Genomic DNA, 23,939 nt, shown 5'->3' with positions numbered 1-23,939 from the left:
CCGGGCGGGTGACGGGCAGCGGGTGCCTTCGCGCCTCCCGGTGTCATCGCGGCAGTGGTTGATACCAGTTGAGAATGAAAAATGACGAGCCGACAGTAGGGCGACGCGTGCTCCTGCGCACCGCCGCCTTCCTCGGAGTCGCGGCGGCCGCCTCGCTGATCACCGGTGGCGAAAGCGACACCCCGGCCGCCGGCGGCGCCGGGGCCGGCCCGGCGCCCGGACCGGGCGGCGCGGGCACGGCCGGCCGCGGGGCGCCCGGAGCCCCCGCCCTGCGCGCCAAGGGGCTTCCGCCCGACAGCTACCGGCTCACGCCGATGACGGCCGGGGCCCCGGCCCGGCCGCCCGCGGTGAAGCCCGCCGTCCGCACCCGGCCCATCCTGGAACTGCCCGCCGAAGCCAGCCGGTCCGGCCAGATGGTCCTCACCTTCGACGACGGCCCCGACCCCCGCTACACCCCGGGGATCCTCGACACCCTCTCCCGGCACGGGGTCCGCGCGGTGTTCTTCGTCTGCGGGGAGATGGCCACCGACAACCGCGACCTGCTGCGCCGGATGGCCGCCGAGGGCCACGTCATCGGCAACCACACCTGGACCCACCCGCTCATCCCCACCCTCACCCGCCCCGACCTGGCCGCCGAGATCGGGCGCACCAGCGACGTCGTGGAACAGGCGGCCGGCGCCGCACCCCAGTGGTTCCGGGCGCCCTACGGGGCCTGGAACCGGGCCGCCTTCGAGATCGGCGCCGAACTGGGCATGGAACCCCTCGCCTGGACCGTGGACACCCTCGACTGGACGGAACCGGGCACCTCCACGATCGTCTCCCGCGTGCTGGGAGGCGCCGCGCCCGGGGTGATCGTGCTGTCCCACGACGCCGGCGGCGACCGCTCGCAGAGCGTCGAGGCGCTCGGTACGTACCTGCCCCGGCTGCTCGCCAGGGGCTACCGGATGACGCTGCCGACCCTCCCCTCGGCGCGGCCGCGCTGAGGCCGCCGCGGCGGCGTCCCCGGGGGCGTCCCCGGGGGCCTCAGCGGGCCTCCACCATCCGGGCGAACACGACCACGTTGCCGTCGTAGCCCCGGCCCTTCGAGTAGCCGCCGCCGCAGGTGATCACGCGGAGTTCCGGGTGACCGGTGTCCCCGTACACCCGGGCTCCGGGGAAGGTCTCCTTGGAGAACACCTCCACGCCGTACACCTCGAACACCGCCGTGCGCCCGTCGTACCGCTCCACCTCGATGTGCTGGCCCTTGTTGAGGGAACCCAGGCCGTAGAAGACCGCCGGGCCCTGCGCGTTGTCCACGTGCCCCACGATCACCGCCGAACCCTGCTGGCCCGGGGAGATGCCGTTGAGGTACCAGCCGGCCAGGTTCGGGTCCTGCGGGGGCGGCGCGTCGATGAAGCCCTGCGCGTCCAGCCCGACCGTCATCACCGGCGCGTCCACCTTGATCGCGGGGATCCGGATGCGCTGCACCGACGAGTGCTCCAACACCTCCAGGTCCGGCGGCGTCGCGGGCGGCGCCACGGCCGCCTGGTCGGGCCGTACCGCGACGGCCGCGGCTGCGGCGGGCTGCGGCGGCCCGTCGTTCAGGTTCACGCCGTTGCGCATCATGGCGAGGCCGGTGAGCAGGACCAGTGCGAGTGGTCCCCACGGAGAGCGCCTCCTCCGCCGCTGCTCGCCCTCGTCCTCGGTCATGGCTCTCCCTTCCCGACGCGGGGGTCCCGACCCGCGTTCCAGTCCCTCCCCGGTACGCCCTTCTTCACGCACGCTAAGGGTGCACGGCCGGGACGGCGATCGGGGGCGGGCGAACGGGTGGCGGGGCCGGAAGGGGTGCGCCCATCCAGGTAATCGTCACATAAATGCCTGACGGGTCGTGACCTGCGGATCCGTCAGAAACGCTGCGGAGTGCCCGGCGTGTCGCTCAACCGGGCGGCCCAAAGCCGGAAATGCGCTGGTTGCGAGCCGCCCCGAGGGTTCGTGATGGGAGGCGTTCTCGTCGATCATCCCGGGCGACCGCTCCGGGGCGCTTCCCGCTGGAGGTTCCACCATGCGTGTTTTGCGCGCACTCACCGTGACCGCGGCGGCCTGCGCCGCCGTCGTCCTCGGCGCACCCCTCGCCTCGGCGAACCCGGCGGGCGGCCCGCCGCTGGGCGGCGGCACCGGGCCCAGCAACGTCACCGTCAACCCCTACTCCGTGCACCAGGGCTCGACGATGCAGGTCAGCGCCGCCGGATGCACCCACGGCGGCACGGTCTGGTCGCACGGCAACTTTCCCGAGACGAGACTGTCGGCCGGCTCCATCGGATTCGCGACCGTACGCATCTTCAACCACGCCTCGCCCGGCCACCAGACGCTGTCCGTCAGGTGCAACGACAGCAGCCTCGTCGCCACGCACCGCTTCACGATCCTCGACGGCAACGGCGCCCAGGGCGGTCTCGGCGGCTCCTTCGGCCCGTCCGCCACCGAGACAGCCATCGGCTCCGGTCTCGTCGGTACGGCGGCCCTCGGCGCGGGCATCCACGTGATGCGCCGTCGCCGCCCGATCGGTAGCCGGGCCTGACCGGCCGACCTCCCCGGTCCGCCCGGCACCGCGGTCGCCCCGAGTCCTGACGAGGGCTCGGGGCGCGTGCGGTCCCCGGCACGGCCCGGCGGGGGACCGGCCGCGGTCAGTGGCCACGGGTGGAGCGGCGGCGCAGTGCGTACCCCGTGCCGGCCACGGCGGCCAGTACGAAGCCGGCGCCGATGCCCAGTTCCAGCAGGTCCACCCCGGCCACGCTGCCGCCAAGGCCGCCCCGCACGCCGAGGGTGGCGCCGCTGGAGACGGGCGCGATGGGCGTGGTGGGTGCGGCGGGCGCGGTGGGCGGGGACGGGAGGCGGCGCGGGGGCCCGACGGTGGAACTCGTGGTGGGCCGGGTCGTGCCGCCGGCGATGGTCAAGTCCGCCGAGCCGGTCTCCCCGTTGCAGGTGAAGGTGACGGAATAGAGCGCCCCGGGCCGGGCGTCCCGGTCGACCGTGACCCGGGCGGTCTGGCCGCGCGCGATGCTCACGGTGTCGAAGACGCCTGAGGAGGAGGTGGCGAACGCGGCGTTGCAGCCGCTGACCGAGAGCACCACCTGGCCGCCGGGGGCGACCGTCGACGGGGTGATGGCGAAGGCGAACGAGGTGACGGGCTGGGCTTCGGCCGCGACTGCGGCACTGGTGCCCGCCGGGCCGAGCGCGAGAACGACGCCCGTGGCGGCGGCGCTCAGCAGGACTGCGGCGGAGCTGCGTATCGCACCCATGAGTGATTCTCCGGATCCCCGAGGAGCAGCCGCGGAATGGTTTCCGCACGTGGAGGGACGTGCGCCTCGATGTCCGTCACGCTAGGCGCGGGCTCCGGGGCCCGCGATCAGGAACGGGCGAACGGGTCATATCGATGGGCCGAACCGGGGACGGGAGGCCCGTCCCCGGTTTGCCGGGATAGGCGGTGGCGGGCCGGACGCCGTCGGACGGTCCGTGGGGGGCCTCCCGCGCTCAGTCCTCCAGCCCGAGGTGCGGGAACTGGGCGAAGAAGGGTTCGGCGGTGGCCGCGATGCCCCGGCCGAAGGGGGCGTCGAAGTCCCAGATCAGGAAGAGCAGGAAGGCGATCAGCGCGCTGAACAGTCCGGCCAGCAGCAGTTCGCGGAACGAGCGCCGGATCTGGAGCGTGAAGATCAGGCCCACCGTCACGAGCGCCCCCACGACCAGTCCGAACCACACGACCCCGGGCATGGTGGCCTGGGCGCTCTGGCCGCGGGCGTTGCGGGCGTCGTCCACCGCCGCGACCTGGTCGACCAGCGGCTGGTAGGCCTGCCCCTCGTGGTCGGTCTTCGGCTCGTAGTCCGTGACGTCCCGGCGGATGCGTTCCAGCAGTTGGCCGCTGCGGTCGGTGAGCTTGCCGTGGTCGGCCATCTCCTTCCACTCCGTGTCCACCACGTACGTCACGTACGCGTCGACATCGGCGCGGATCATCTTGCGGACCTCCGCCGGATAGACCTCCGAGCGGACGCTGATCTCGTGCAGGGCCTGGGACTCCTGGCGGACGTACTCCTGGGCGGCCCCGCGGCCCTCCCAGACGCCGGCGATCGCCAGGCCCAGGACGATCGCGTAGATCACCCCGATCATCATCGTCATGTATTCGATGACGTCCGGGGTCTCGCTGGGATCGTCGTCCTCGCCGATCCGGCGCTGGTTGAAGAAGGCGATGCTCAGGACCACGGCGCAGGCCGCGGCCATCGCCAGGGACAGGACGAGCCATTCCGACACGATGACTCCTAACGAGGGGGAGGTCTTAGCGAGGGCGCAGCGCGACGATCGCGAGCACCGCGGGGGCCGCCGTCATGAGCGTGAAGGTGACCGGCGAGATGTGGTGTTCGGCCGGTTTGCGGGACGGAGCGTGGTACGAGGGTCGGGCCACCGGCTTGGGGGCGGGCGGGGGAGTCGCCGTCAGCGTGGGAGTGGGTTCCGGCTCGGGGGCGGGGGCCGGTTTCGGCGGGCGCGGGGCGGCCGGCGGGGCGGCCACGGGCGGTGGCGGCGGCGCGGGCTTGGGCGGCGCGGGAGGCGGAGGCGGAGCGGGCTTGGGGGGCGGTGGCGTGGGTGTGGGGGAAGGGGGAGGCGGCGTGGGCGTCGGGGTGGGAGTGGGAGTGGGAGTCGGCTTGGGGGGGCAGGGCGGCGGAGGCGGTGGCGGGCAGTGGTGCCCGCCGTGGTGGTGGCCCCAGCCGTGTCCGTCTCCGTGGCCGTGTCCGTGTCCGTGTCCGTCTCCGTGGCCGGTTCCCTGGCCGTCGGTGTGGCCCGGTCCGTTGCCGTGGCCGTCGGGGGATCCGTCTTCGGGCCCTTCTCCGTGATGTCCGCCACCCCGGGTGGCCGGGGCCCGGCGGCTGGGGGCGGCCGCGGACACCCCGGCGGTTGCCGTGCCGTCGCCGGAGCCGATCGACGCGTGGGCGCGGCTATCGGCCACGGCCGGTGTGGCGGACATCGCCGCCCACACCAGGACCGGTACCGCCAGCAGGCGCCGGGCACATGCTCTGTTCACCCGGGGAGCATGGGCCCCGGCGCGCCCGCGCACGCGGCGGTCGGTTCGGGTTCGCCTGAACGGGCGGAGTTCGAACCATAGTGGTTTGAGCCACTTTTTGACCGCTGTCCATGGCGGTCCAGTCAATTCCCAAAAGGTATTTGTCGGTTTCTGTCAGATGGTACGAAGGGACCCGCGTCCGGGTTAGGTGTGTGACCAAGAACGGATCGCCAATTTCCGCTTTTGCTCGCTCCGTTGGCCAATGATCAGTACATTCGGCTCGGACAGGAGTCCGGTTCCTGACCGACCCCGGACCGGACCACGGCACGACTACGGCTTGGAGACCCCGATGGAGCGCCCCGCCTGGGCCCCGCCAGGCATCGACATATCGGTGCCGAGCGTGTCCCGCATCTACGATTACTACCTGGGCGGCTCGCACAACTTCGAAGTCGACCGCCAGGCAGCCCGTCGCGCCATGGAATTCCTGCCGGGGCTCCCCAAGATCATGCAGGCCAACCGGGCGTTCATGCGCCGTGCGGTCCGTCATGCCGTCGACCAGGGCATCACCCAGTTCCTCGACATCGGTTCCGGCATCCCGACCTTCGGCAACGTCCACGAGGTCGCCCGCCAGGCGACCCCCGAAGCCCGCGTCGTCTACGTCGACCACGACCCCGTCGCCGTCGCGCACAGCCAGGCCGTCCTCGCCGGTGACGACCGCACCGGCGTCGTCGCCGCCGACCTGCGCAAGCCGCAGGACATCCTGGGCGCCCCCGACGTCGCCCGGCTGCTGGACCCGAGCCGTCCCGTCGCCCTGCTGCTCGTCGCCGTCCTGCACTTCCTGGAGGACACCGACGACCCGTACGCCGCAGTCGCCGAGCTGCGCGACGCGCTCGCCCCCGGCAGCATGCTGATCCTCACCCACGCCTCCTACGAAGGCATCCCGCTCGCCGAGGAGGTCGCGGTCGGGGCCGTCGGCGTGTACCGGGACATCCGCAACCCCCTGGTGATGCGCACGCGCGAGGAGATCACCCGTTTCTTCGACGGGTTCGAACTGCTCGAACCCGGCCTGGTGTCGATGCCGGACTGGCGCCCGGACCTCACCGAAGCCCCGGCGGACGGTGAGACGCCGGAGGACCCGTTCGCCTTCTCGGGCTTCGCCGGCGTGGGACGCAAGGCGTGAGACTCCCGGCCCCGACCCCACCGCCCGTCAGCCCGAGCCCGGCCCGGCCACCGGAGCCCACCGGGCCCGTGACGCCGCCGAAGGACCCGTCGGTCTGCGACGCGCCGCCCGGCCCGCATGCGGGCCGGGCGGCCGTGCGCGAGCAGCACAGCGGGCTGGAGGACCGGATCGCGCGCTTCGCGACCATCTGGGGCCGGGCCATCTTCCCCGTCACGGCGACCTCGCTGACCCGCCCCGAGTTCGAACGGCACCTGGTCCCGCTGACCCGCACGCTCACCGAGGCGCTGCGCGCCCGGCCCTTCGACGCCTCGCCCGCCCAGCGGGTGGGCACCGAACTCGTCGCCGTGCACTGCACCGACCCCGAGGCCCTCGCGGGAACCCTGGGGGTCGTCGAGTCGTACCTGGTGCTGTACTGCGGCCCGGACGGCGCCGGGGCTGAGAGCACCGAGGAGTACCGGTCCCGCTGCGCGCGGCTCCAGCACGGCATCGCGGCCGGTTTCGCCCGGGCCCTGCGCGAGCGCACCCTCAAGGAGCAGGAGGCCATCGCCCGTTCCGCGCTGACCGCCCGCGCCGACGCGCAGCAGGCGCTGCACGCGAGCGAGGAGCGCTTCCGGGCGGTCTTCGAGGGGGCGGCCATCGGCATCGGCATCGCCGACCTCGAAGGCAACGTCCTGGAGGTCAACGACACGCTGCTGCAGATGTTCGGCGGCCTCGAAGGGCACGTCCGCAGCCGCAACGTCAGCGAATGGGGCCACCCGGACGACACCCCGCACGTCTGGCGGATGTACGGGGAACTGGTGCGCGGTGAGCGCGAGCACTACCGGGTGGAGAAGCCCTACTACCGCAACGACGGGACCGTGCTCTGGACCAACCTGACGGTGTCGCTGCTGCGGGACGCCGAAGGCAGACCGCAGTACCAGCTGGCCCTGATGGAAGACACCACCGAACGCAGGCTGCTGAACCTGCGGCTGCGCTACGAGGCCACCCACGACGCCCTGACCGGCCTGCCCAACCGGACGCTGTTCTTCGAGCGGCTGGAGAAGGCCCTCAGCGGGGCCGGCGGCCCCCGCTTCGGCCTGTGCTACCTCGATCTCGACGGGTTCAAGGCGGTCAACGACAGCCTGGGCCACTCGGCGGGCGACCGGCTGCTGGTGGAGGTGGCCGACCGGCTCCAGAGCTGCGCGACGGGACCGGGCGAGGTCGTCGCGCGGCTCGGCGGCGACGAGTTCGTGGCGCTGACCACCGGCGCCGAAACCGCGGAGAAGGTCACCGAGCTGGCAGTCCGGGTGCTCTCCGCGCTGTCCACCCCGATCCGGCTGGAGGGCCGGGAGCTGACGGTCCGGGGCAGCATCGGCATCGTCGAGGGCCCGGCGGGCGAGCGGACCCCGGCGGAGGTGCTGCGCAGCGCCGACATCACCATGTACCGGGCCAAGGCGGCGGGCGGCAACCGGTTCGAGTTCGCCGACGAGGAGGCCGACGCCCGTGCCATCACCCGGCACGGCCTGACCAACGCCCTGCCCGCGGCCCTGGAACGCGGCGAGTTCTTCATCGAGTACCAGCCGCTCGTGCACATGCACGACGGCAGCGTGCACGGGGCCGAGGCGCTGGTGCGCTGGTCGCACCCGCAGTACGGGGTGCTGGGCCCGGACCGCTTCATCCCGCTCGCCGAGCGGACGGGACTGATCGTGCCGCTCGGCCGCTGGGTCCTCGAAGAGTCCGTGCGCCAGGCCCGCAACTGGCAGCGCCAGCACGGCGGCTCCTCCCTCCGCATCAACGTCAACCTCTCGCCGACCCAGTTGCACCACCCCGGGCTGGTCGCCGACACGGTCCGCGTGCTGGAGGCCTCCGGTCTGGCCCCGGGCGCGCTGTGCCTGGAGGTCACCGAGTCCGCGCTGATCGGTGCCGACGACGAACTCCTCGAACCGCTGCGCCGACTGGCCGCCCTCGGCGTGGACATCGCCCTGGACGACTTCGGCACCGGCTACTCCAACCTGGCCAACCTGCGCCGCCTGCCGGTCAGCGTGCTCAAGCTGGACCGCTCCTTCACGCAGGGGATGCAGCAGCAGCCGGCCAACCCGGTCGATCTGAAGATCGTGCAGGGCATCGTGGCGCTGGCCCACAGCCTCGAACTCGCGGTCACCGTCGAGGGCGTGGAGACCGGCGTCCAGGCGGCCCAGCTCCGAGAGCTCGGCTGCGACACCGCCCAGGGCTGGTACTACGCCCGCCCCGGCTCTCCCGACCGGATCTACGCGCTGTCCCTCTCGGACGCCGTCCCCACGCCTTCCTGACGGCCCGTGCCGGGGCCGGTACGGAGCCGCGGCGAGGCGTGATGGAGGCGTGCGATGGCGCGTGGTGTGACGGAGCACGGTGCGGCGGGGGTCAGGCCATGCCCGCCTCCGTCCCCCGGCCGGGTGTGCGGACGGCTTCCACGACCCGGTCGTAGCGCCGCGCGGTGTCGGCCGCGACCGCCGCGGCCACCGGCAGCCGCTCCGCCTCGTACGCGCCGAGTACCTCCTGCCGGGCCGGGGCGGCGAGGGCGCCGGCCAGTGTCCGGGCGAGGGCGGCGGCGTCCTGGATGCCGGTGTTCATGCCCAGACCGCCGGCTATGGGATGGACGTGCGCCGCGTCCCCGGCGAGGAAGGCCCGTCCCTCCCGCATCCGGGCGGCCACGCGGACGTTGACCCGCCAGCTGGAGAGCCAGGTGGGATCGGCGAGCCGGATCCCCGGCATCCGGGCGCACCGGTCGAAGATCCGCTGGAAGCTCTCCAGCGAGGGCGGCAGCTGCCGGCCCTGTTCGTCCACCTCGGGTGCGGCCTGCAACTGGAAGCTGTCCGTTCCCGGCATGGGGCAGAGGAGTATCCCGCCGCCCTCCGAGGTGAACCACTGGTGCCAGAAGTCCCGGCTGAGCCCCGGCGCCCGCACGTCCCCGAGCACCATCGCGGGCTCTTCCCGCGTACTGCCCTCGAAGGGGATGCCGAGCAGGCCGCGGGTGGCGCTGCGCCCGCCGTCGCACCCCGCGAGGTAGCCGGCCGGTACCACGCTGCCGTCCGCGAGCTCCGCTCGGACGCCGCCCGCATCCTGGGCGACGGCGACGAGCCGGGACCCGTACTCGACGTGCCCGCCGAGTTCGGCGAGCCGGTCGCGCAGGATCTGCTCGGTCTGCCATTGCCCGATCAGCAAGCCCCCGTCGTCCACGGCGGTGTCCGTGACCGGCTTCCCGTCGAAGTACTTGCGCAGGACCAGCTCCCCGTTGCCGATGGCGCTCACGGCCCCGGCCACACCGAGGGTTTCGAAGACCTCCAGGCTGCTCGACAGCAGCCCCTTGCCCCGGGACTCCCGGTGCGGTGCGGTGCGTTGCTCAATGACCCGGACGGCGACGCCGCGCAGCGCGAGGTCGCACGCCAGGGTGAGTCCGGTGGGGCCGGAGCCCGCGATCAGTACGTCGGTCATCGGAAGTCCTCTCCTCGTCGTTGCTCCAAGGAAAGCCGCTCCCGAGCAAAAAGGCAACCGGGTTACAAAAATTACCGAGTAAGAATTTCGTGGTACGCTCGGAGCATGGAAAAGACCACGGGTCCGCGCGCGGCAGGTCTGCGCGAGAGCAAGAAGCTGCGCACGCGCCACCAACTGGCGGCCACGGCGCTCGAACTGTTCCTGGAGCGGGGCTTCGACGCCGTATCGGTGGCTGACGTCGCCGCCGCGGCGGAGGTCTCCAAACCCACCCTGTTCCGCTACTTCCCGACCAAGGAAGACCTGGTGCTGGACCGGTTCGCCGACCACCAGGACGAGGCCGCCCGTGTCGTGCGCGACCGCGAGAGCGGGGTGAGTCCCGTCGGGGCGCTGCGGGCGCACTTCCTCGCGGCGCTCGCCGAGCGGGACCCCATCACCGGCCTCTGCGACCATCCCAACGTGCTCGCCTTCCAGGGCCTGCTCTACGCGACCGCCAGCCTGGAGTCCCGGCTGAGCCACTACACGGCCCGCGAGGTGGACCTGCTCGCCACGGTGCTGGAGGCGGAGCAGGTGGGGCCGCTCGCCGCGCGACTGGCGGCGCAGCACCTGGTGACCGTCCGTCATGAGCTGGGCCGCGAGAACTGGCGCCGCCTCGCCGCCGGGCAGAGCGCCGACGAGGCCTACCCCACCGCCGTCGCCGACGCCGGTCAGGCCTTCGCGATGCTGGCCGACGGCCTCGACCACGCCCTCCCGAGACGCCGGTCCTGACCTGCGCCGCGCCGCGCGCCGGGCGGTGCGGGCGGCATGGGGCGGCGCGGGTCAGGACAGCAGCATGCGCTTGAGCTCGCGGGCCGCACGCGGGGGAGCGACGTCCGTGCGGTGGGCCAGGGCGATCGTGCGGCGCAACGGGGAACCGGCGAGCGCGGTGGCGCGCAGCCCCGGCCCGCCGTGGTCGACGACCATCGCCGGGACCACCGCGATGCCCAGCCCCGCCCGGACGAACCCGAGGACCGCGTCCATCTCGCCGCCCTCCACCGTGAACACCGGCTCGAAGCCCGCCGACCGGCAGGCCGCCACGGTCAGGTCCCGCAGGTCGTAGCCGTGCCGGAACATCACCATCGGCTCGTCCCGCAGTGCGGCGATGGTCAGCGGCCCGCCCCCGCCCGGCGCCGGCCGGTCCGCCGACGACACCACCACCAGGTCCTCGGTCAGCAGCTCCACCGTCGTCAGCGCCGGCGCCGACGGCGGGAGCGGCAGCGCGATCAACGCCAGGTCCAGCACTCCGCGCGCGAGTTCCCGTACGAGGTCCAGCGAGCCGCTCTCCTCGATCAGCAGCTCGATCCCCGGGTGCGCGGCGTGGAAAGCGCGCAGCACGTCCGGCAGCAACCCCGTGCACACGCTCGGCGTGGCCCCCAGCCGCACCCGCCCGCGCCGCAGCTGCGCCAGCTCCTGCACCTCCAACCGCGCCGTGTCCGCGTCCGCCAGGATCCGCCGGGCCAGCGGCAGCAGCGCCTCTCCCGCGTCCGTGAGGGCGATGTTGCCCCGCGCCCGGCTGAACAGCTCGGCCCCCAGCTCCCGCTCCAGTGCCTTGATCTGCTGCGACAGCGACGGCTGGGCCACATGGACCCGCTCCGCCGCCCGGGTGAAGTGCCGGGTCTCGGCGACCGCCACGAAATACAGGAGCTGCTGGAACTGCATCACCCCAGCGTAGCGCCTTGCATAGGCGGCACCTATCGAGTGCAGCTCCATCATGTCTTGGACCTTTCAGGACTTCGGTCCCTACCGTCGTCCCATGGCTCTGGCACCGCGGACGGATCGACGGCCGTCCACCACGCGAACGCTCTGGGACTCCACCGTCGGCAAGAAGTCCGTGATGGCCGTCTCCGGCTTGATCATGCTCGGCTACCTCGTCGTCCACATGCTCGGCAACCTGAAGATCTTCTTCGGGCCGGCGGAGTTCAACGGCTACGCGCACTGGCTGCGCACCCTGGGATCTCCTTTCCTGCACCACGAGTGGGCCCTGTGGACCGTCCGCCTTGTGCTGGTCGCCGCCGTCGTCGCGCACGCGGTCTGCGCCTACCAGCTCAGCCGCCGCGACATCGGGGCGCGCCCCGTCCGGTACGCGCACAAGCGGCGCCGCGCGAGCTACGCCACCCGCACGATGCGCTGGGGCGGCGTCATCCTCGCCCTGTTCATCGTCTGGCACCTCCTCGACCTCACCACCCTCACCGTCAACGAGCGCGCCTGGGCCGGCCACCCCTACCAGAACGTCCTCGCCACCTTCTCCACCTGGTACGGCAACACGATCTACATCGTGGCCATGGCGGCGCTCGGCCTGCACGTGCGCCACGGCTTCTGGAGCGCCGCCCAGACCCTCGGCGCCGGCAACGCCCGGCGCGAGCGGTCCCTCAGGTTCCTGTCCGGCGCTCTGGCCCTCGTCCTCTTCGCGGGCTTCGTGTCCGTGCCCGTCGCCGTCATGACCGGAGTGGTGAGCTGAGATGAGCAGCACCGACAACAGCGACTACGCCGCCTACACCACCGGCGAGCCGATCGCCGACACCAAGGCCCCCGCCGGCCCCGTCGCCGAGCGCTGGGACCGCCGCCGCTTCGAGGCCAGGCTGGTCAACCCGGCCAACCGCCGCAAGCACACCGTCATCGTCGTCGGCACCGGCCTGGCCGGCGGCGCGGCCGGCGCGACCCTCGCCGAACAGGGTTACCACGTCGTCCAGTTCTGCTACTCCGACTCCCCGCGCCGCGCCCACTCCATCGCCGCCCAGGGAGGCATCAATGCGGCCAAGAACTACCGCAACGACGGCGACTCCGTACACCGGCTCTTCTACGACACCGTCAAGGGCGGCGACTTCCGGGCCCGCGAGTCCAACGTCCACCGCCTCGCCCAGATCTCCGTCGAGATCATCGACCAGTGCGTGGCCCAGGGCGTCCCCTTCGCCCGCGAGTACGGCGGCCTCCTCGACACCCGCTCCTTCGGCGGCGTCCAGGTCTCCCGCACCTTCTACGCCCGCGGCCAGACGGGCCAGCAGCTGCTCCTCGGTGCGTACCAGGCGCTGTCCCGGCAGATCGCCGCGGGCAACGTCGAGATGCACGCCCGCACCGAGATGCTCGACCTGATCACGGTCGACGGAGTGGCCCGCGGCATCGTCGCCCGCGACCTGATCACCGGGGAGATCAGCACGTACTACGCCGACGCCGTCGTCCTGGCGAGCGGCGGTTACGGAAACGTCTTCTACCTCTCCACCAACGCCATGAACTCCAACGCGACCGCCGTCTGGCGGGCGCACCGGCGCGGCGCCTACTTCGCGAACCCCTGCTTCACCCAGATCCACCCCACCTGCATCCCGCGCACCGGCGACCACCAGTCCAAGCTGACGCTGATGAGCGAGTCACTGCGCAACGACGGCCGGATCTGGGTCCCCAAGGCCCAGGGCGACAACCGCCCCGCCGCGCAGATCCCCGAAGCGGAGCGCGACTACTACCTGGAGCGGATCTACCCCTCCTTCGGCAACCTCGTGCCCCGCGACATCGCGTCCCGCGCCGCGAAGAACGTCTGCGACGAGGGCCGCGGCGTCGGCCCGGGCGGCCAGGGCGTCTACCTGGACTTCGCCGACGCCATCCGCCGCATGGGCAAGGACAAGGTCGCCGAGAAGTACGGCAACCTCTTCGACATGTACGAGCGGATCACCGCGGAGAACCCGTACGAAGTCCCCATGCGGATCTATCCGGCGGTCCACTACACGATGGGCGGCCTCTGGGTCGACTACGACCTCCAGACCACCGTCCCGGGCCTGTTCGCGATCGGCGAGGCCAACTTCTCCGATCACGGCGCCAACCGCCTCGGTGCCTCCGCGCTCATGCAGGGCCTCGCCGACGGCTACTTCGTACTGCCCTCCACCATCAACGACTACCTGGCCCGCAACCCGCACCCCGACACCGTGGACGACGGCCACCCCGAGGCGGCGGCCGCCGTCCGCGAGACCCGCGACACCCTCGCGAAGCTGCTCGCCGTGGACGGCGACCGGACCCCCGACTCCTTCCACCGCGAGATCGGCGAACTCATGTGGGAGTACTGCGGAATGGCGCGCACCGACGCCGGACTGCGCAAGGCTCTCGCCCGCATCCCGGAGATCCGGGAGGAGTTCTGGCGGCGGATCAAGGTCCCCGGCAGCGGCGCGGAGTTCAACCAGTCGCTGGAGAAGGCCAACCGCATCGTGGACTACCTGGAGCTCGCCGAGCTGATGTGCCTCGACGCGCTCCACCGGGCCGAGTCCTGCGGCGGCCACTTCCGGGAGGAGTCCCAGACCCCCGACGGCGAAGCCGCCCGCCGCGACGAGGAGTTCGGCTACGCGGCGGCCTGGCAGTACCAGGGCACGGGCGCCGCGCCCGTCCTGCACAAGGAAGACCTCGTCTTCGAGTACGTCCACCCCACCCAGCGGAGCTACGCATGAAGCTCACCCTGCGCGTCTGGCGCCAGCGCAACGCCGGCGCCCCCGGCGCCATGGCCTCCTACGAGGTCGACGGCATCTCGAAGGACATGTCCTTCCTGGAGATGCTCGACACCCTCAACGAGGACCTCATCCTGCGCGGTGAGGACCCGGTCGCCTTCGACCACGACTGCCGCGAAGGCATCTGCGGCGCGTGCAGCCTCGTCATCAACGGCGACGCCCACGGCCCCGAGCGGACCACCACCTGCCAGCTCCACATGCGGGCGTTCGCCGACGGCGACACCATCGACATCGAGCCGTGGCGGGCCTCGGCCTTCCCGGTCGTCAAGGACCTCGTCGTCGACCGGAGCGCCTTCGACCGGATCATCCAGGCCGGCGGCTACATCACCGCCCCCACGGGCTCCGCCCCGGAGGCGCACGCCAACGCCGTGCCCAAGGCCGACGCCGACTACGCCTTCGAACATGCCGAGTGCATCGGCTGCGGCGCCTGCGTGGCGGCCTGCCCCAACGGTTCCGCGATGCTGTTCACCTCCGCCAAGGTCAACCACCTGAACGTGCTGCCGCAGGGTTCGCCCGAGCGCGAGACCCGGGTCCTGGACATGGTGGCCCGGATGGACGACGAGGGCTTCGGCGGCTGCACCCTCACCGGCGAATGCGCCACGGCCTGCCCCAAGGGCATCCCGCTGCCGTCGATCGCCGCGATGAACAAGGAGTGGCTACGGGCGGTCCGCAAGGCGTGAGGGCCGTCCGCCGGGCCCCGGGACGAGGGACCCGCTCCGCCGACCGGGGGCTCGTGCGGGCCGTTCGCCGCGCCGCGGCCGGGCCCGGCCGGAGCCGTGCGGGACAGTGGGCCCATGGCACATGCCCCCGCCGGGTCCGGACCGCGCCGCCGAGCCGTGCTGGCCGCCGCCCTCGCACCGCTGGCGGTGGCCGGCTGCACCCCGGAGCCCGCACGTCCGGTCCCCGGCCCGCAGGCCCTCCCCAAGGACGCCCTCGTCATGGTCATCCGGCACGGGGAGCAGCCGCCCCCCGGGGACACCGGCGAGGACGAGGACGGCACCGAACACCCCGGCTCCCTGGCCGGCCGGGGCGAGCGCCGCGCCGAGGAGCTCCCGCGGCTGTTCCCCCCGGCGGCCCGGGCCCCGCTGCCCCGCCCCGCGACGGTCTTCGCGACCGGCGGCGGCCCGTCCGCGGCCGCCCGCTGCAAGCAGACGGTCGAGCCACTGGCGTCGGGCCTGCACCTGCCGGTCCGGGCCGGTTTCGCCGTCGGCGCCGAGGCCGCCCTGGCCCGGGCGGTGCTGGCCGCGCCGATGCCCGTACTGGTCTGCTGGGAGTACCCCGGCATCCCCCGCCTGGTCCGCGCCCTCGGCGCCCACCGGGTCCTGGGGGTTCCCGCCGCCTGGCCCGACCGGCACGACCTCGTCTGGGTGTTCAGCCGCCACCAGGGCCAGTGGAGCTTCCGCGAACTTCCGCAGCACCTGCTGTCCGGTGACGCCTGAGTCCGGTCCGAGCGGGGGCGTCAGACTGCGCGACCGTGCTCGATCGGGCCGGGTTCCGAGCATCTATTGACATGTGCTCGTCACTGGGCTGCACTTGTGCCCCCTTCCGCTCCGCGGCCACAGCCGGCTGGAGGCAGCCATGCGTCTGCTCAGGTTCCTGATCGCCGCCGTCTGCGCGCTGTTCGCACTGGCCTTGCCGGGCGTACGCGCCGACGCCGCACAAGCGGCCGCCGCAGCCCCGCCGCAGACCGTACCGGCGCTGCGGCAATGGACCGCCGGCACCGGTGCGTACACCTTCACCGCCGCCACCCGCATCGCCGTCGACCCCGCCTACACCGCCCAGCTCTCCGACGAGGCGGCCACCTTCGCGGCCGACCTGGGCGCGTTGGCCGGGCGCAGCGTGGCCGTCGTCACCGGCTCCGCCGCCACCGGGGACATCCGGCTCACCCTCGGGGACCCCGCGCTGCCCGCGGAGGGCTACCGGATGACCGTCGCCGCCTCCCTCACCGTCCAGGCGGCCACCGACACCGGCGCCTTCAACGGCACCCGCAGCATCCTGCAGCTGCTGCACCAGTCCGCGTCGGTGCCCGCCGGCACGGCGGTCGACTGGCCCGCCAAGGCGGAGCGCGGACTCATGGTCGACCAGGGACGGAAGTTCTTCACCGTCGACTGGCTGAAGCAGCACATCAAGGAACTGGCCTACCTCAAGCTCAACACCTTCCACTTCCACCTCTCCGACACCTTCGGCTTCCGCCTGGAGAGCTCCACGCACCCGGAGATCGTCTCCACCGACCACTACACCAAGCAGGACATCGCCGGCCTCGTCGCCCTCGGCCGCGCCTACCACGTGACCATCGTCCCGGAAATAGACACGCCCGGGCACATGAACGCGCTGCTGGCCGTGCACCCCGAACTCAGGCTCAAGAGCAGCGCCGGCGTGCTGAGCCCCGACTTCATCGACCTCTCGCTCCCCGCCTCGTACACGCTGATCAAGGACCTGGTCAACGAGTACCTCCCCCTCTTCCCGGGGCCGTACTGGCACATCGGCGCGGACGAATACGTCACCGACTACGGCAAGTACCCGCAGCTCCTCGCCTACGCCCGCGCCCACTACGGCGCGAACGCCACCGCCAAGGACACCTACTACGGGTTCGTCAACTGGGCCGACGCCCTGGTCCGGGCCGGCGGCAAGACCACCCGCATGTGGAACGACGGAATCAAGTCCGGCGACGGAACGCTCAGCCCCGACCCCGGCATCGTCGTCGAGTACTGGTACACCTACGGCCTCACCCCGCAGCAGCTGGCCGCCGCCGGGCACACCGTCGCCAACGAGTCCTGGACGCCGACCTATTACGTACTCGGCGGCGCCAAACCGGACACCAAGTGGATGTACGAGGCCTGGACCGCGGACCGCTTCGAAGGCGGCAACGCCCTCTCCGACGCCGCGCGGAACCCGGGCTCGCTCCTGCACGTCTGGTGCGACAACCCCGCCGCCGAGAGCGAGGACCAGATCGCCGCGGGCATCATGTACCCGCTGCGCGCACTGGCCCAGCAGACCTGGGGTTCACCGAAGCCGGTGGCCACGTACGCCGCCTTCACCCCCATCGCGGCCGCCGTGGGCCACAACCCGGCCTGGCCGGGCCTCGCGCAGCCGGGCAACCTGGCCCTGGGCCGCCCGACCGCCGCCTCCAGTACCGAGACGGCGGACTTCCCCGCGGCCTCGGCCACCGATGGTGATCCCGTGACCCGCTGGTCCAGCGCCTACGGCGACCCGCAGTGGCTCCGGGTCGACCTCGGTTCCGTCCGCCGCGTCGACCGCGTGGTGCTGCGCTGGGAGACGGCCTACGGGAAGTCCTTCCAGGTCCAGCTCTCCGACGACGCCGCCACCTGGCGCACCGTCTACTCCACCGGCACCGGCGCGGGCGCGGTCCAGGACCTGACCGGTCTGGCGGGCTCCGGCCGCTACGTCCGCGTGTACGGCACCCAGCGCGGGACGGCGTACGGCTACTCCCTCTACGAGTTCGAGGTGTACGGGGACCCCCTGGGCGGAGTCCGCACGCTCACGGCGGCCGGCCAGGCCCTGGACGACCCGGGCAGCTCCGGCGCCTCCGGCACCCAGCTCATCACCTGGGCCCCGCACGGCGGCGCCAACCAGCAGTGGCAGCTGAACCCGACGGGCGACGGCGGCTACACCCTCGTCAACGGAGCCTCCAAGCTGTGCGCGGACGTCTCCGGCGGCGCGACGGCCCCGGGCGCGGCCGTCGTCCAGGCGGCCTGCACCGGCGGCGACAGCCAGCGCTGGCAGATCACCGCCCTCGGCGCCGGCGGCTACTCGGTGGCCAACAGGAAGAGCGCGCTGTTGCTGACCACCGCATCCGGCGCCGACGGCGCACCGGTCACCCAGCAGCCGCCCCAGGACCCGGTCTACCAGCAGTGGCAGATCGCCTGAAACCTGCGCCTGTCGCCTGAGACCTGCCCGTCGCAGCCGGCGGGCACCGCGACCGCTCAGCCCAGGGCCCGCGCCAAGTAGCGTGCCGTGACGCTGCCGGGGGTGCGGGCCACCTCGGCCGGGGTTCCCGCCGCGACCACGCGGCCGCCGTCCGCCCCGCCGCCCGGGCCCAGGTCGATGACCCAGTCCGCGCCCGCCACCACCTCCATGTCGTGCTCCACGACCACCACCGAGTGCCCGGCGTCCACCAGGCCGTGCAACTGCCTCAGCAGCACCCGCACATCGGCCGGGTGCAGTCCCGTCGTCGGCTCGTCCAGCAGGTACAGCGTGTGGTCCCGGCGCAGCCGCTGCAGCTCCGTCGCCAGCTTGATCCGCTGCGCCTCGCCGCCAGACAGCTCCGTGGCCGGCTGCCCCAGCCGCAGGTAGCCCAGCCCGATGTCCTGCAGCGCTCGCAGGCTGCGCACCGCCGCCGGGACCCCCGCGAAGAACGCCGACGCCGACTCCACCGTCAGGGCCAGCACCTCCGAGATGTCCAGTCCCTCGTACCGCACCTCCAGCGTCTCGGAGTTGTAGCGCGCGCCGCCGCACTCCGGGCAGGGGGCGTACGTACTGGGCAGGAACAGCAGTTCCACCGAGACGAAGCCCTCGCCCTGGCAGGTCTCGCAGCGGCCGCCCGGCACGTTGAAGGAGAACCGGCCCGCCTTCCAGCCCCGCTCGCGCGCCTGCGGCGACGCGGTGAACAGCCTGCGCACCACGTCGAACAGCCCCGTGTAGGTGGCCAGGTTGGAGCGCGGGGTGCGGCCGATCGGTTTCTGGTCCACCTCCACCAGCCGCCGTACCGGGAACCGCGGGTCCGCGAGCCGCTCCCCGACCTCCCCGGCCAGCGCCTGGCCGACCAGCGTGGACTTCCCGGACCCGGACACGCCGGTGACGGCCGTGAACACGCCGAGCGGGAACCGCGCGTCCACACCGCGCAGGTTGTGCCGCTCGATCCCGCTGAGCCGGACCGCCCCCGTCGCGGTGCGCGGCGCCCGGACCGGGTCCGGCTCACCCGTTGCGAACAGGTGCCGGGCCGTCGCCGACCGCGCCACCTCGGCCAGCGCGCCCGGCGGCCCGCTGTGCAGCACCTGCCCGCCGTGCTCCCCGGCCAGCGGCCCGACGTCCACCAGCCAGTCCGCGTGCCGCACCACCTCCAGGTCGTGCTCCACCACGAACACCGTGTTCCCGGCCGCCTTGAGCCGGTCCAGGACGCCGAGCAGCGCCTCGGTGTCGGCCGGGTGCAGCCCCGCCGAGGGTTCGTCCAGTACGTACACCACCCCGAACAGCCCCGACCGCAGCTGCGTCGCCAGCCGGAGCCTTTGCAACTCGCCCGCCGACAAGGACGGCGCGCTCCGGTCCAGGCTCAGGTAGCCGAGCCCGAGCTCGATGACCGGCCCGATCCGGGCCCGCAGGTCCTCGATGAGCACCCGCGCCGCCTCCCCGGCCGGCGCCGTCGAGGCCAGTACCTCGTCCAGGGCGGTCAGCGCCAGCGCCGCCAGCTCCGCGATCGTCCGCCCCGCGAAGGTCACGGCGAGGGACTCGGGCCGCAGCCTGCGGCCACCGCAGCGCGGGCACGGCGAGTCCGTGAGGAACTTCTCGGCGCGGGCGCGCAGCGTGGCGCTCTTGCTGTCGGCGAAGGTCCGCATCACGTAGCGGTGGGCGCTCATGTACGTGCCCTGGTACGGGCGCTGGATCCGGTCGGCGTCCCGTACCGGGTGCACGGTGACGACCGGCTGCTCCTCGGTGAACAGGATCCACTCGCGGTCCTGCGCCGGCAGCTCCCGCCAGGGCGCGTCCACGTCGTGCCCGAGCGCCTCCAGGATGTCCCGCAGGTTCTTGCCCTGCCAGGCGCCCGGCCAAGCGGCGATCGCCCCCTGACGGATCGACCGGCCCGGATCCGGCACCATGAGTTCCTCGCTGGTGCGGTGGATGCGGCCGATCCCGTGGCAGGACGGGCAGGCCCCGGCGGCGGTGTTGGGGGAGAAGGAGTCGGAGTCGAGCCGTTGCGCGCCCGGGGGATAGCTGCCCGCGCGGGAGTACAGCATCCGCAGCGAGTTGGACAGCATCGTCACCGTGCCGACGGAGGAGCGGGAGCCGGGCGAGGAGCGCCGCTGCTCCAGCGAGACCGCGGGCGGCAGACCCGTGACGGAGTCCACCTTGGGAGCGCCGATCTGGTGGATCAGCCGCCGGGCGTACGGGGCCACGGACTCGAAGTACCGGCGCTGGGCCTCGGCGTAGAGCGTGCCGAAGGCGAGGGAGCTCTTGCCGGAGCCGGAGACACCCGTGAAGACGGTGAGCGCGTCGCGCGGGATGTCCACGTCGACGCCGCGGAGGTTGTGCTCCCGAGCCCCCCGCACCCGTACGTAGGGGTCGTGGGCGTCGGTCTGCGGAGCGGTCGGCGGGTGCATTCGTCCCAGTTTAGGGGGTGCCACCGATCGGGCCCGGGTCCGCCCCCGCGCCCGCTCCGGCCCCGGGCAGGCCCGCGAGCCGGGCGAGCCGGGCCAGCGAGTCCCGCAGGGCCGTGCGGTCGTACGTGGAGGTCGTCACCAGCAGCTCGTCGGCGCCCAGCGCCCCGGCGAGGGCGGTCAGCTCCGCCGCGACCTGCTCCTCGGTGCCGTGTACGTGCCCCTGCAGCGCGCCCTCGTACAGCTCGCGTTCCTTCGGGGTCATCTCCAGCGCCTCGATCTCCTCGGCCGGACGCAGCGGCGGGAAGGTCCCCCGGGTGCGGGAGTGCGCGAGGGACCACGCCTCCGGGACCAGGATCCGCCGGGCGGCCTCCTCTGTGGCCGCGACCGCCACAGACCCGGAGACCACCACGTACGGCCGCGCGCCCCAGGGGGAGGGCCGGAACTCCTCCCGGTACGCCGTCACGGCCTGCGCGAGCCGGCCGCGGGCCCGCAGGTCCCCCAGGACCACCGGCAGTCCGGCCCGGGCCGCGATCCGGGCGCCCTCACCGGTGGCCAGCACGTACGCCGGGATCCGCAACCCCTCCGCCGGCCGGGCGTGCACCCCGGGGTGCGCCCGCTGGGTCCCGTCGAGCCAGCCCAGCAGCTCGGCGAGCTGTTCCTCGAACCGGTCCGCGTCCCCGGTGTCGCGGCCCAGGGCCCGCCGGATCCCGTCGGTGAACCCGACCGAGCGGCCCAGTCCCATGTCGATGCGGCCGGGGAACAGGGCCTCCAGCACCCCGAACTGCTCGGCGACGACCATCGGCTGGTGGTTGGGCAGCATCACCCCGCCCGTGCCGACCCGGATCCTGCGGGTGGCGGCGGCCACGGCGGCGGCCAGCACGGTGGGCGCGGAGCCCGCGACGCCCGGCACGCTGTGGTGCTCGGACACCCAGAAGCGGTGGTAGCCGAGCCGTTCCGCCTCGCGGGCGAGTTCCACGGTGTCCCGCAGGGCCTGCGGGGCGGGGTGCCCCAGGCGCGTGCGGGACCGGTCGAGTACGGAGATTCGCGGGATCACACACCTCTCAACACCGGGCGGCCGGCAGGATTCCCGTAGCTCCGGAAGGCCCTCTAGGCTTTCCCCATGCCCCGAGAGAGCGCCGACCGCCGGCCCCTGGCCGTCTTCGACATCGACAACACCCTGTCCGACACCGACCACCGCCAGCACTTCCTGGAGCGCCGCCCGCGCGACTGGGACGGCTTCTTCGGGGCGGCCCCGGCCGATCCGCCGCTCGCGCGCGGGGTGGCCCTGGCGGTGGAGAGCGCCGCCGACTGCGAGGTGGTGTACCTGACCGGCCGGCCGGAGCGCTGCCGCGCGGACACCGTCGAGTGGCTGACCCGGCACGGGCTGCCCGAGGGCCGGCTGTGGATGCGGGGCGACCGGGACCGCCGCCCCGCCCGGGCGACCAAGCTGGAGGTGCTCGGCCGGCTCGCCCGGACGCGGGAGGTGCGGATGCTCGTGGACGACGACGAACTCGTCTGCCGGGCCGCGCGTGAGGCGGGCTTCCGGGTGGTGCTCGCCGACTGGGCGGCGGACGCGCCGGAACTCACCGCCGCCCAGGAGGCCGAGGGCCGTACCTGACGTACCGCCGGACGGGGCCCCGGCCGGCCGCCGGGGTCCCGCCGGGGACGGCGCGTCGGCCCGTCAGTCGTCGTCGTCGAGCCGGAAGCCCACCTTCAAGCCCACCTGGTAGTGGGCGACCTCGCCGTTCTCGATGTGCCCGCGCACCTGCGTGACCTCGAACCAGTCCAGGTTGCGCAGCTTCGCGCCCGCCCGCGCGATGCCGTTGCGGATGGCGTGATCGATGCCCTCGTGGGAAGTGCCGACGATCTCGGTCACCCGGTACGTGTGGTTGGACATGGGCGTCTCCCGACAGTGGTCGCTGTTGCTGGTTCTACGGTGCCCCAGTAAGTCCGCTCCCGCGAACTTTGCGTGAACAGTCCCGAGGCGGAAGGCCTTGACCAGCCCATTGGTCCATGCCAATTTTCAAGCCATCTGAGATCCGTCCCCAGAAGGTGACTTTCCGTGAAGATGCGCTTCATCGCCCTGTGCACCGCCCTCGCCGCCGCGACCGCCCTCTCCGGCTGCGCCGGGCCGGCCGGATCGCAGGGGGACCCGAAAAGGTGACCCTGTGGCTGATGAAGGGAAGCGCGTCCGACGACTTCATCACCAAGTTCACGGCCGACTTCGAGAAGGAGCACCCCGGCATCGACCTCGTCGTCCGGATCCAGGAATGGACGGGCATCGTCGACAAGGTCAACGCCGTCCTCGACGGCACGAGCAAGGAGGACGCCGACGTCATCGAGGTCGGCAACACCCAGGTCGCCCAGTACGTGGAGACCGGCGGCCTCCGCGAGCTGACCCTCGAAGGACTGCGCGCATGGGGCAGCAAGGACTGGCTCCGGGGCCTGTCCGATCCCGGCACCGTCAACGGCGCCCAGTACGGGGTCCCCTGGTACGCCGCCAACCGCGTGGTCATCTACCACAAGGACCTCTTCGCGGCCGCCGGCATCAAGACGCCGCCCAGGACCCGCCAGGAGTGGCTCGCGGCCACCCAGAAGCTCGACAAGGGGGACAAGGGCGGCCAGCAGGGCATCTACCTCCCCGGCCAGAACTGGTACGTCCTCGCCGGGTTCGTCTGGGACGAGGGCGGCGACCTCGCCGTGCAGAACAGCGGCGAATGGTCCGGCGCCCTCGACGACGAGAAGGCCCTGACCGCCATGGAGTTCTACAAGCAGCTCCAGGGCCTCGGCAACGGCCCCAAGGACGCGGACGAGGAGACGCCCCCGCAGTCCGAGGTCTTCGCCCGGGGCCAGGTCGCCCAGATCATCGCCCCGCCGGGCCAGGCCCGCGAGATCGAGGCGGCCAACCCCGCGCTCAAGGGCAAGCTCGGCTTCTTCCCCGTCCCCGGCAAGACCTCCGAGAAGCCCGGAGCCGTCTTCACGGGCGGCTCCGACCTGATCATCCCGGAGAGGACCAGGCGGCGCGCCCGGGCCGTCGACGTGATCACCGCACTGGTCAGCGAGAAGTGGCAGACCGAACTCGCCACCACCATGAGCTACGTGCCGAACAAGACCACCCTCGCGCACGTCGTCGACGGCAACGAGGGAGCCGCCGCCATGGCCCCCGGCGCCGCCCAGGGCCGGGCCACCCCGAACTCCGCGCGCTGGGCCGAGGTCGAGGCCAAGAACCCGATCAAGCCGTTCATGACGGCCGTCCTCACCGGCCAGGACCCCAAGCGGGCGGCGACGACGGCGTCCGAGGCCATCGGCAAGATCCTCAACACCGGCTACTGAGCACCGGCCTCCGCACGCCGGGGCGCCGCCCGAGCACCGAGTTCAGCGTCCGCACATCCCGCCGCCGCTGAGCGGTCATGTCGAATCCAGCCGGTCACGGA

The 23,939-nt window shown here is 72.8% G+C and carries 19 protein-coding genes and 1 pseudogene; 12 read left to right on the top strand and 8 right to left on the bottom strand.

What is annotated here, in order from left to right:
• Positions 1 to 74 precede the first annotated feature (74 nt).
• Positions 75 to 983: a polysaccharide deacetylase family protein gene (locus ACWGH1_RS22570; RefSeq protein ID WP_453408957.1), complete on the top strand. Its 909-nt coding sequence runs from the start codon at positions 75 to 77 to the stop codon at positions 981 to 983.
• Positions 984 to 1,023: 40 nt separating this feature from the next.
• Here ACWGH1_RS22570 and ACWGH1_RS22565 read toward each other — a convergent pair whose 3' ends face one another.
• Positions 1,024 to 1,689, bottom strand: a complete 666-nt coding sequence (locus tag ACWGH1_RS22565) for a class F sortase (protein WP_190184879.1) — start codon at positions 1,687 to 1,689, stop codon at positions 1,024 to 1,026.
• A 352-nt stretch (positions 1,690 to 2,041) separates the two neighbouring features.
• Here ACWGH1_RS22565 and ACWGH1_RS22560 point away from each other — a divergent pair, with 352 nt between their 5' ends.
• Complete coding sequence (locus tag ACWGH1_RS22560) at positions 2,042 to 2,554, top strand: hypothetical protein (protein WP_453355857.1); 513 nt, start codon at positions 2,042 to 2,044, stop codon at positions 2,552 to 2,554.
• 106 nt (positions 2,555 to 2,660) lie between these two features.
• Here the strand turns inward: ACWGH1_RS22560 and ACWGH1_RS22555 are convergent, their stop codons facing one another.
• Positions 2,661 to 3,275, bottom strand: a complete 615-nt coding sequence (locus ACWGH1_RS22555) for a hypothetical protein (protein WP_453355858.1) — start codon at positions 3,273 to 3,275, stop codon at positions 2,661 to 2,663.
• A gap of 232 nt (positions 3,276 to 3,507) precedes the next feature.
• A complete protein-coding gene (locus ACWGH1_RS22550) occupies positions 3,508 to 4,278 on the bottom strand; it encodes a bestrophin-like domain (RefSeq protein ID WP_453355859.1) in 771 nt (256 codons plus the stop codon).
• A gap of 1,094 nt (positions 4,279 to 5,372) precedes the next feature.
• Between ACWGH1_RS22550 and ACWGH1_RS22545 the strand changes: the two genes are divergently transcribed.
• Together ACWGH1_RS22545 and ACWGH1_RS22540 are read left to right on the top strand one after the other, a co-directional pair.
• The gene (locus ACWGH1_RS22545) at positions 5,373 to 6,203 is read left to right on the top strand and encodes an SAM-dependent methyltransferase (RefSeq protein WP_453355860.1); all 831 of its coding nucleotides are present in this window, start codon (positions 5,373 to 5,375) and stop codon (positions 6,201 to 6,203) included.
• Positions 6,204 to 6,337: 134 nt separating this feature from the next.
• Entirely contained in the window at positions 6,338 to 8,491 is a 2,154-nt protein-coding gene (locus ACWGH1_RS22540; RefSeq protein ID WP_453352594.1) for a putative bifunctional diguanylate cyclase/phosphodiesterase, read from the top strand.
• 91 nt (positions 8,492 to 8,582) lie between these two features.
• Here the strand turns inward: ACWGH1_RS22540 and ACWGH1_RS22535 are convergent, their stop codons facing one another.
• Positions 8,583 to 9,653, bottom strand: a complete 1,071-nt coding sequence (locus tag ACWGH1_RS22535; RefSeq protein WP_453352593.1) for an FAD-dependent monooxygenase — start codon at positions 9,651 to 9,653, stop codon at positions 8,583 to 8,585.
• 105 nt (positions 9,654 to 9,758) lie between these two features.
• Here ACWGH1_RS22535 and ACWGH1_RS22530 point away from each other — a divergent pair, with 105 nt between their 5' ends.
• Entirely contained in the window at positions 9,759 to 10,418 is a 660-nt protein-coding gene (locus tag ACWGH1_RS22530; protein ID WP_453352592.1) for a TetR/AcrR family transcriptional regulator, read from the top strand.
• Positions 10,419 to 10,469: 51 nt separating this feature from the next.
• Here ACWGH1_RS22530 and ACWGH1_RS22525 read toward each other — a convergent pair whose 3' ends face one another.
• Entirely contained in the window at positions 10,470 to 11,348 is an 879-nt protein-coding gene (locus ACWGH1_RS22525; RefSeq protein WP_453352591.1) for a LysR family transcriptional regulator, read from the bottom strand.
• A 94-nt stretch (positions 11,349 to 11,442) separates the two neighbouring features.
• Between ACWGH1_RS22525 and ACWGH1_RS22520 the strand changes: the two genes are divergently transcribed.
• From ACWGH1_RS22520 to ACWGH1_RS22500, 5 genes are all read left to right on the top strand, one after another.
• Positions 11,443 to 12,147: a succinate dehydrogenase cytochrome b subunit gene (locus ACWGH1_RS22520; RefSeq protein WP_453352590.1), complete on the top strand. Its 705-nt coding sequence runs from the start codon at positions 11,443 to 11,445 to the stop codon at positions 12,145 to 12,147.
• Position 12,148: 1 nt separating this feature from the next.
• Positions 12,149 to 14,113, top strand: a complete 1,965-nt coding sequence (locus ACWGH1_RS22515) for a fumarate reductase/succinate dehydrogenase flavoprotein subunit (protein ID WP_453352589.1) — start codon at positions 12,149 to 12,151, stop codon at positions 14,111 to 14,113.
• On the top strand, positions 14,110 to 14,850 hold the full coding sequence (locus ACWGH1_RS22510) for a succinate dehydrogenase/fumarate reductase iron-sulfur subunit (RefSeq protein ID WP_453352588.1): 741 nt from the start codon (positions 14,110 to 14,112) through the stop codon (positions 14,848 to 14,850). Before ACWGH1_RS22515 ends, ACWGH1_RS22510 begins: the two co-directional genes overlap by 4 nt.
• 114 nt (positions 14,851 to 14,964) lie before the next feature.
• Complete coding sequence (locus ACWGH1_RS22505; protein ID WP_453352587.1) at positions 14,965 to 15,609, top strand: hypothetical protein; 645 nt, start codon at positions 14,965 to 14,967, stop codon at positions 15,607 to 15,609.
• Between the two features lie 139 nt (positions 15,610 to 15,748).
• Entirely contained in the window at positions 15,749 to 18,058 is a 2,310-nt protein-coding gene (locus ACWGH1_RS22500; RefSeq protein ID WP_453352586.1) for a family 20 glycosylhydrolase, read from the top strand.
• Between the two features lie 56 nt (positions 18,059 to 18,114).
• Here the strand turns inward: ACWGH1_RS22500 and ACWGH1_RS22495 are convergent, their stop codons facing one another.
• The gene (locus ACWGH1_RS22495) at positions 18,115 to 20,505 is read right to left on the bottom strand and encodes an ABC transporter (RefSeq protein WP_453352585.1); all 2,391 of its coding nucleotides are present in this window, start codon (positions 20,503 to 20,505) and stop codon (positions 18,115 to 18,117) included.
• 10 nt (positions 20,506 to 20,515) lie between these two features.
• Positions 20,516 to 21,559 (bottom strand): MsnO8 family LLM class oxidoreductase, encoded by a 1,044-nt coding sequence (locus ACWGH1_RS22490; protein WP_453352584.1) that lies wholly within the window; start codon positions 21,557 to 21,559, stop codon positions 20,516 to 20,518.
• 66 nt (positions 21,560 to 21,625) lie between these two features.
• On the opposite strand from ACWGH1_RS22490, the gene ACWGH1_RS22485 reads away from it, so the two are divergent.
• Positions 21,626 to 22,123: a phosphatase domain-containing protein gene (locus ACWGH1_RS22485; RefSeq protein ID WP_453352583.1), complete on the top strand. Its 498-nt coding sequence runs from the start codon at positions 21,626 to 21,628 to the stop codon at positions 22,121 to 22,123.
• Positions 22,124 to 22,186: 63 nt separating this feature from the next.
• Here the strand turns inward: ACWGH1_RS22485 and ACWGH1_RS22480 are convergent, their stop codons facing one another.
• On the bottom strand, positions 22,187 to 22,402 hold the full coding sequence (locus ACWGH1_RS22480; RefSeq protein ID WP_453357532.1) for a dodecin: 216 nt from the start codon (positions 22,400 to 22,402) through the stop codon (positions 22,187 to 22,189).
• A 165-nt stretch (positions 22,403 to 22,567) separates the two neighbouring features.
• Between ACWGH1_RS22480 and ACWGH1_RS22475 the strand changes: the two are divergent.
• A pseudogene (locus tag ACWGH1_RS22475) lies at positions 22,568 to 23,838 on the top strand (extracellular solute-binding protein).
• The last annotated feature ends 101 nt before the right edge of the window (positions 23,839 to 23,939 follow it).

The sequence above is a fragment of the Streptomyces sp. NPDC054883 genome (genome assembly GCF_053610645.1).
Note: the sequence above shows the minus strand (reverse complement) of the source record. Positions and strands in the feature narration are given on the sequence as shown.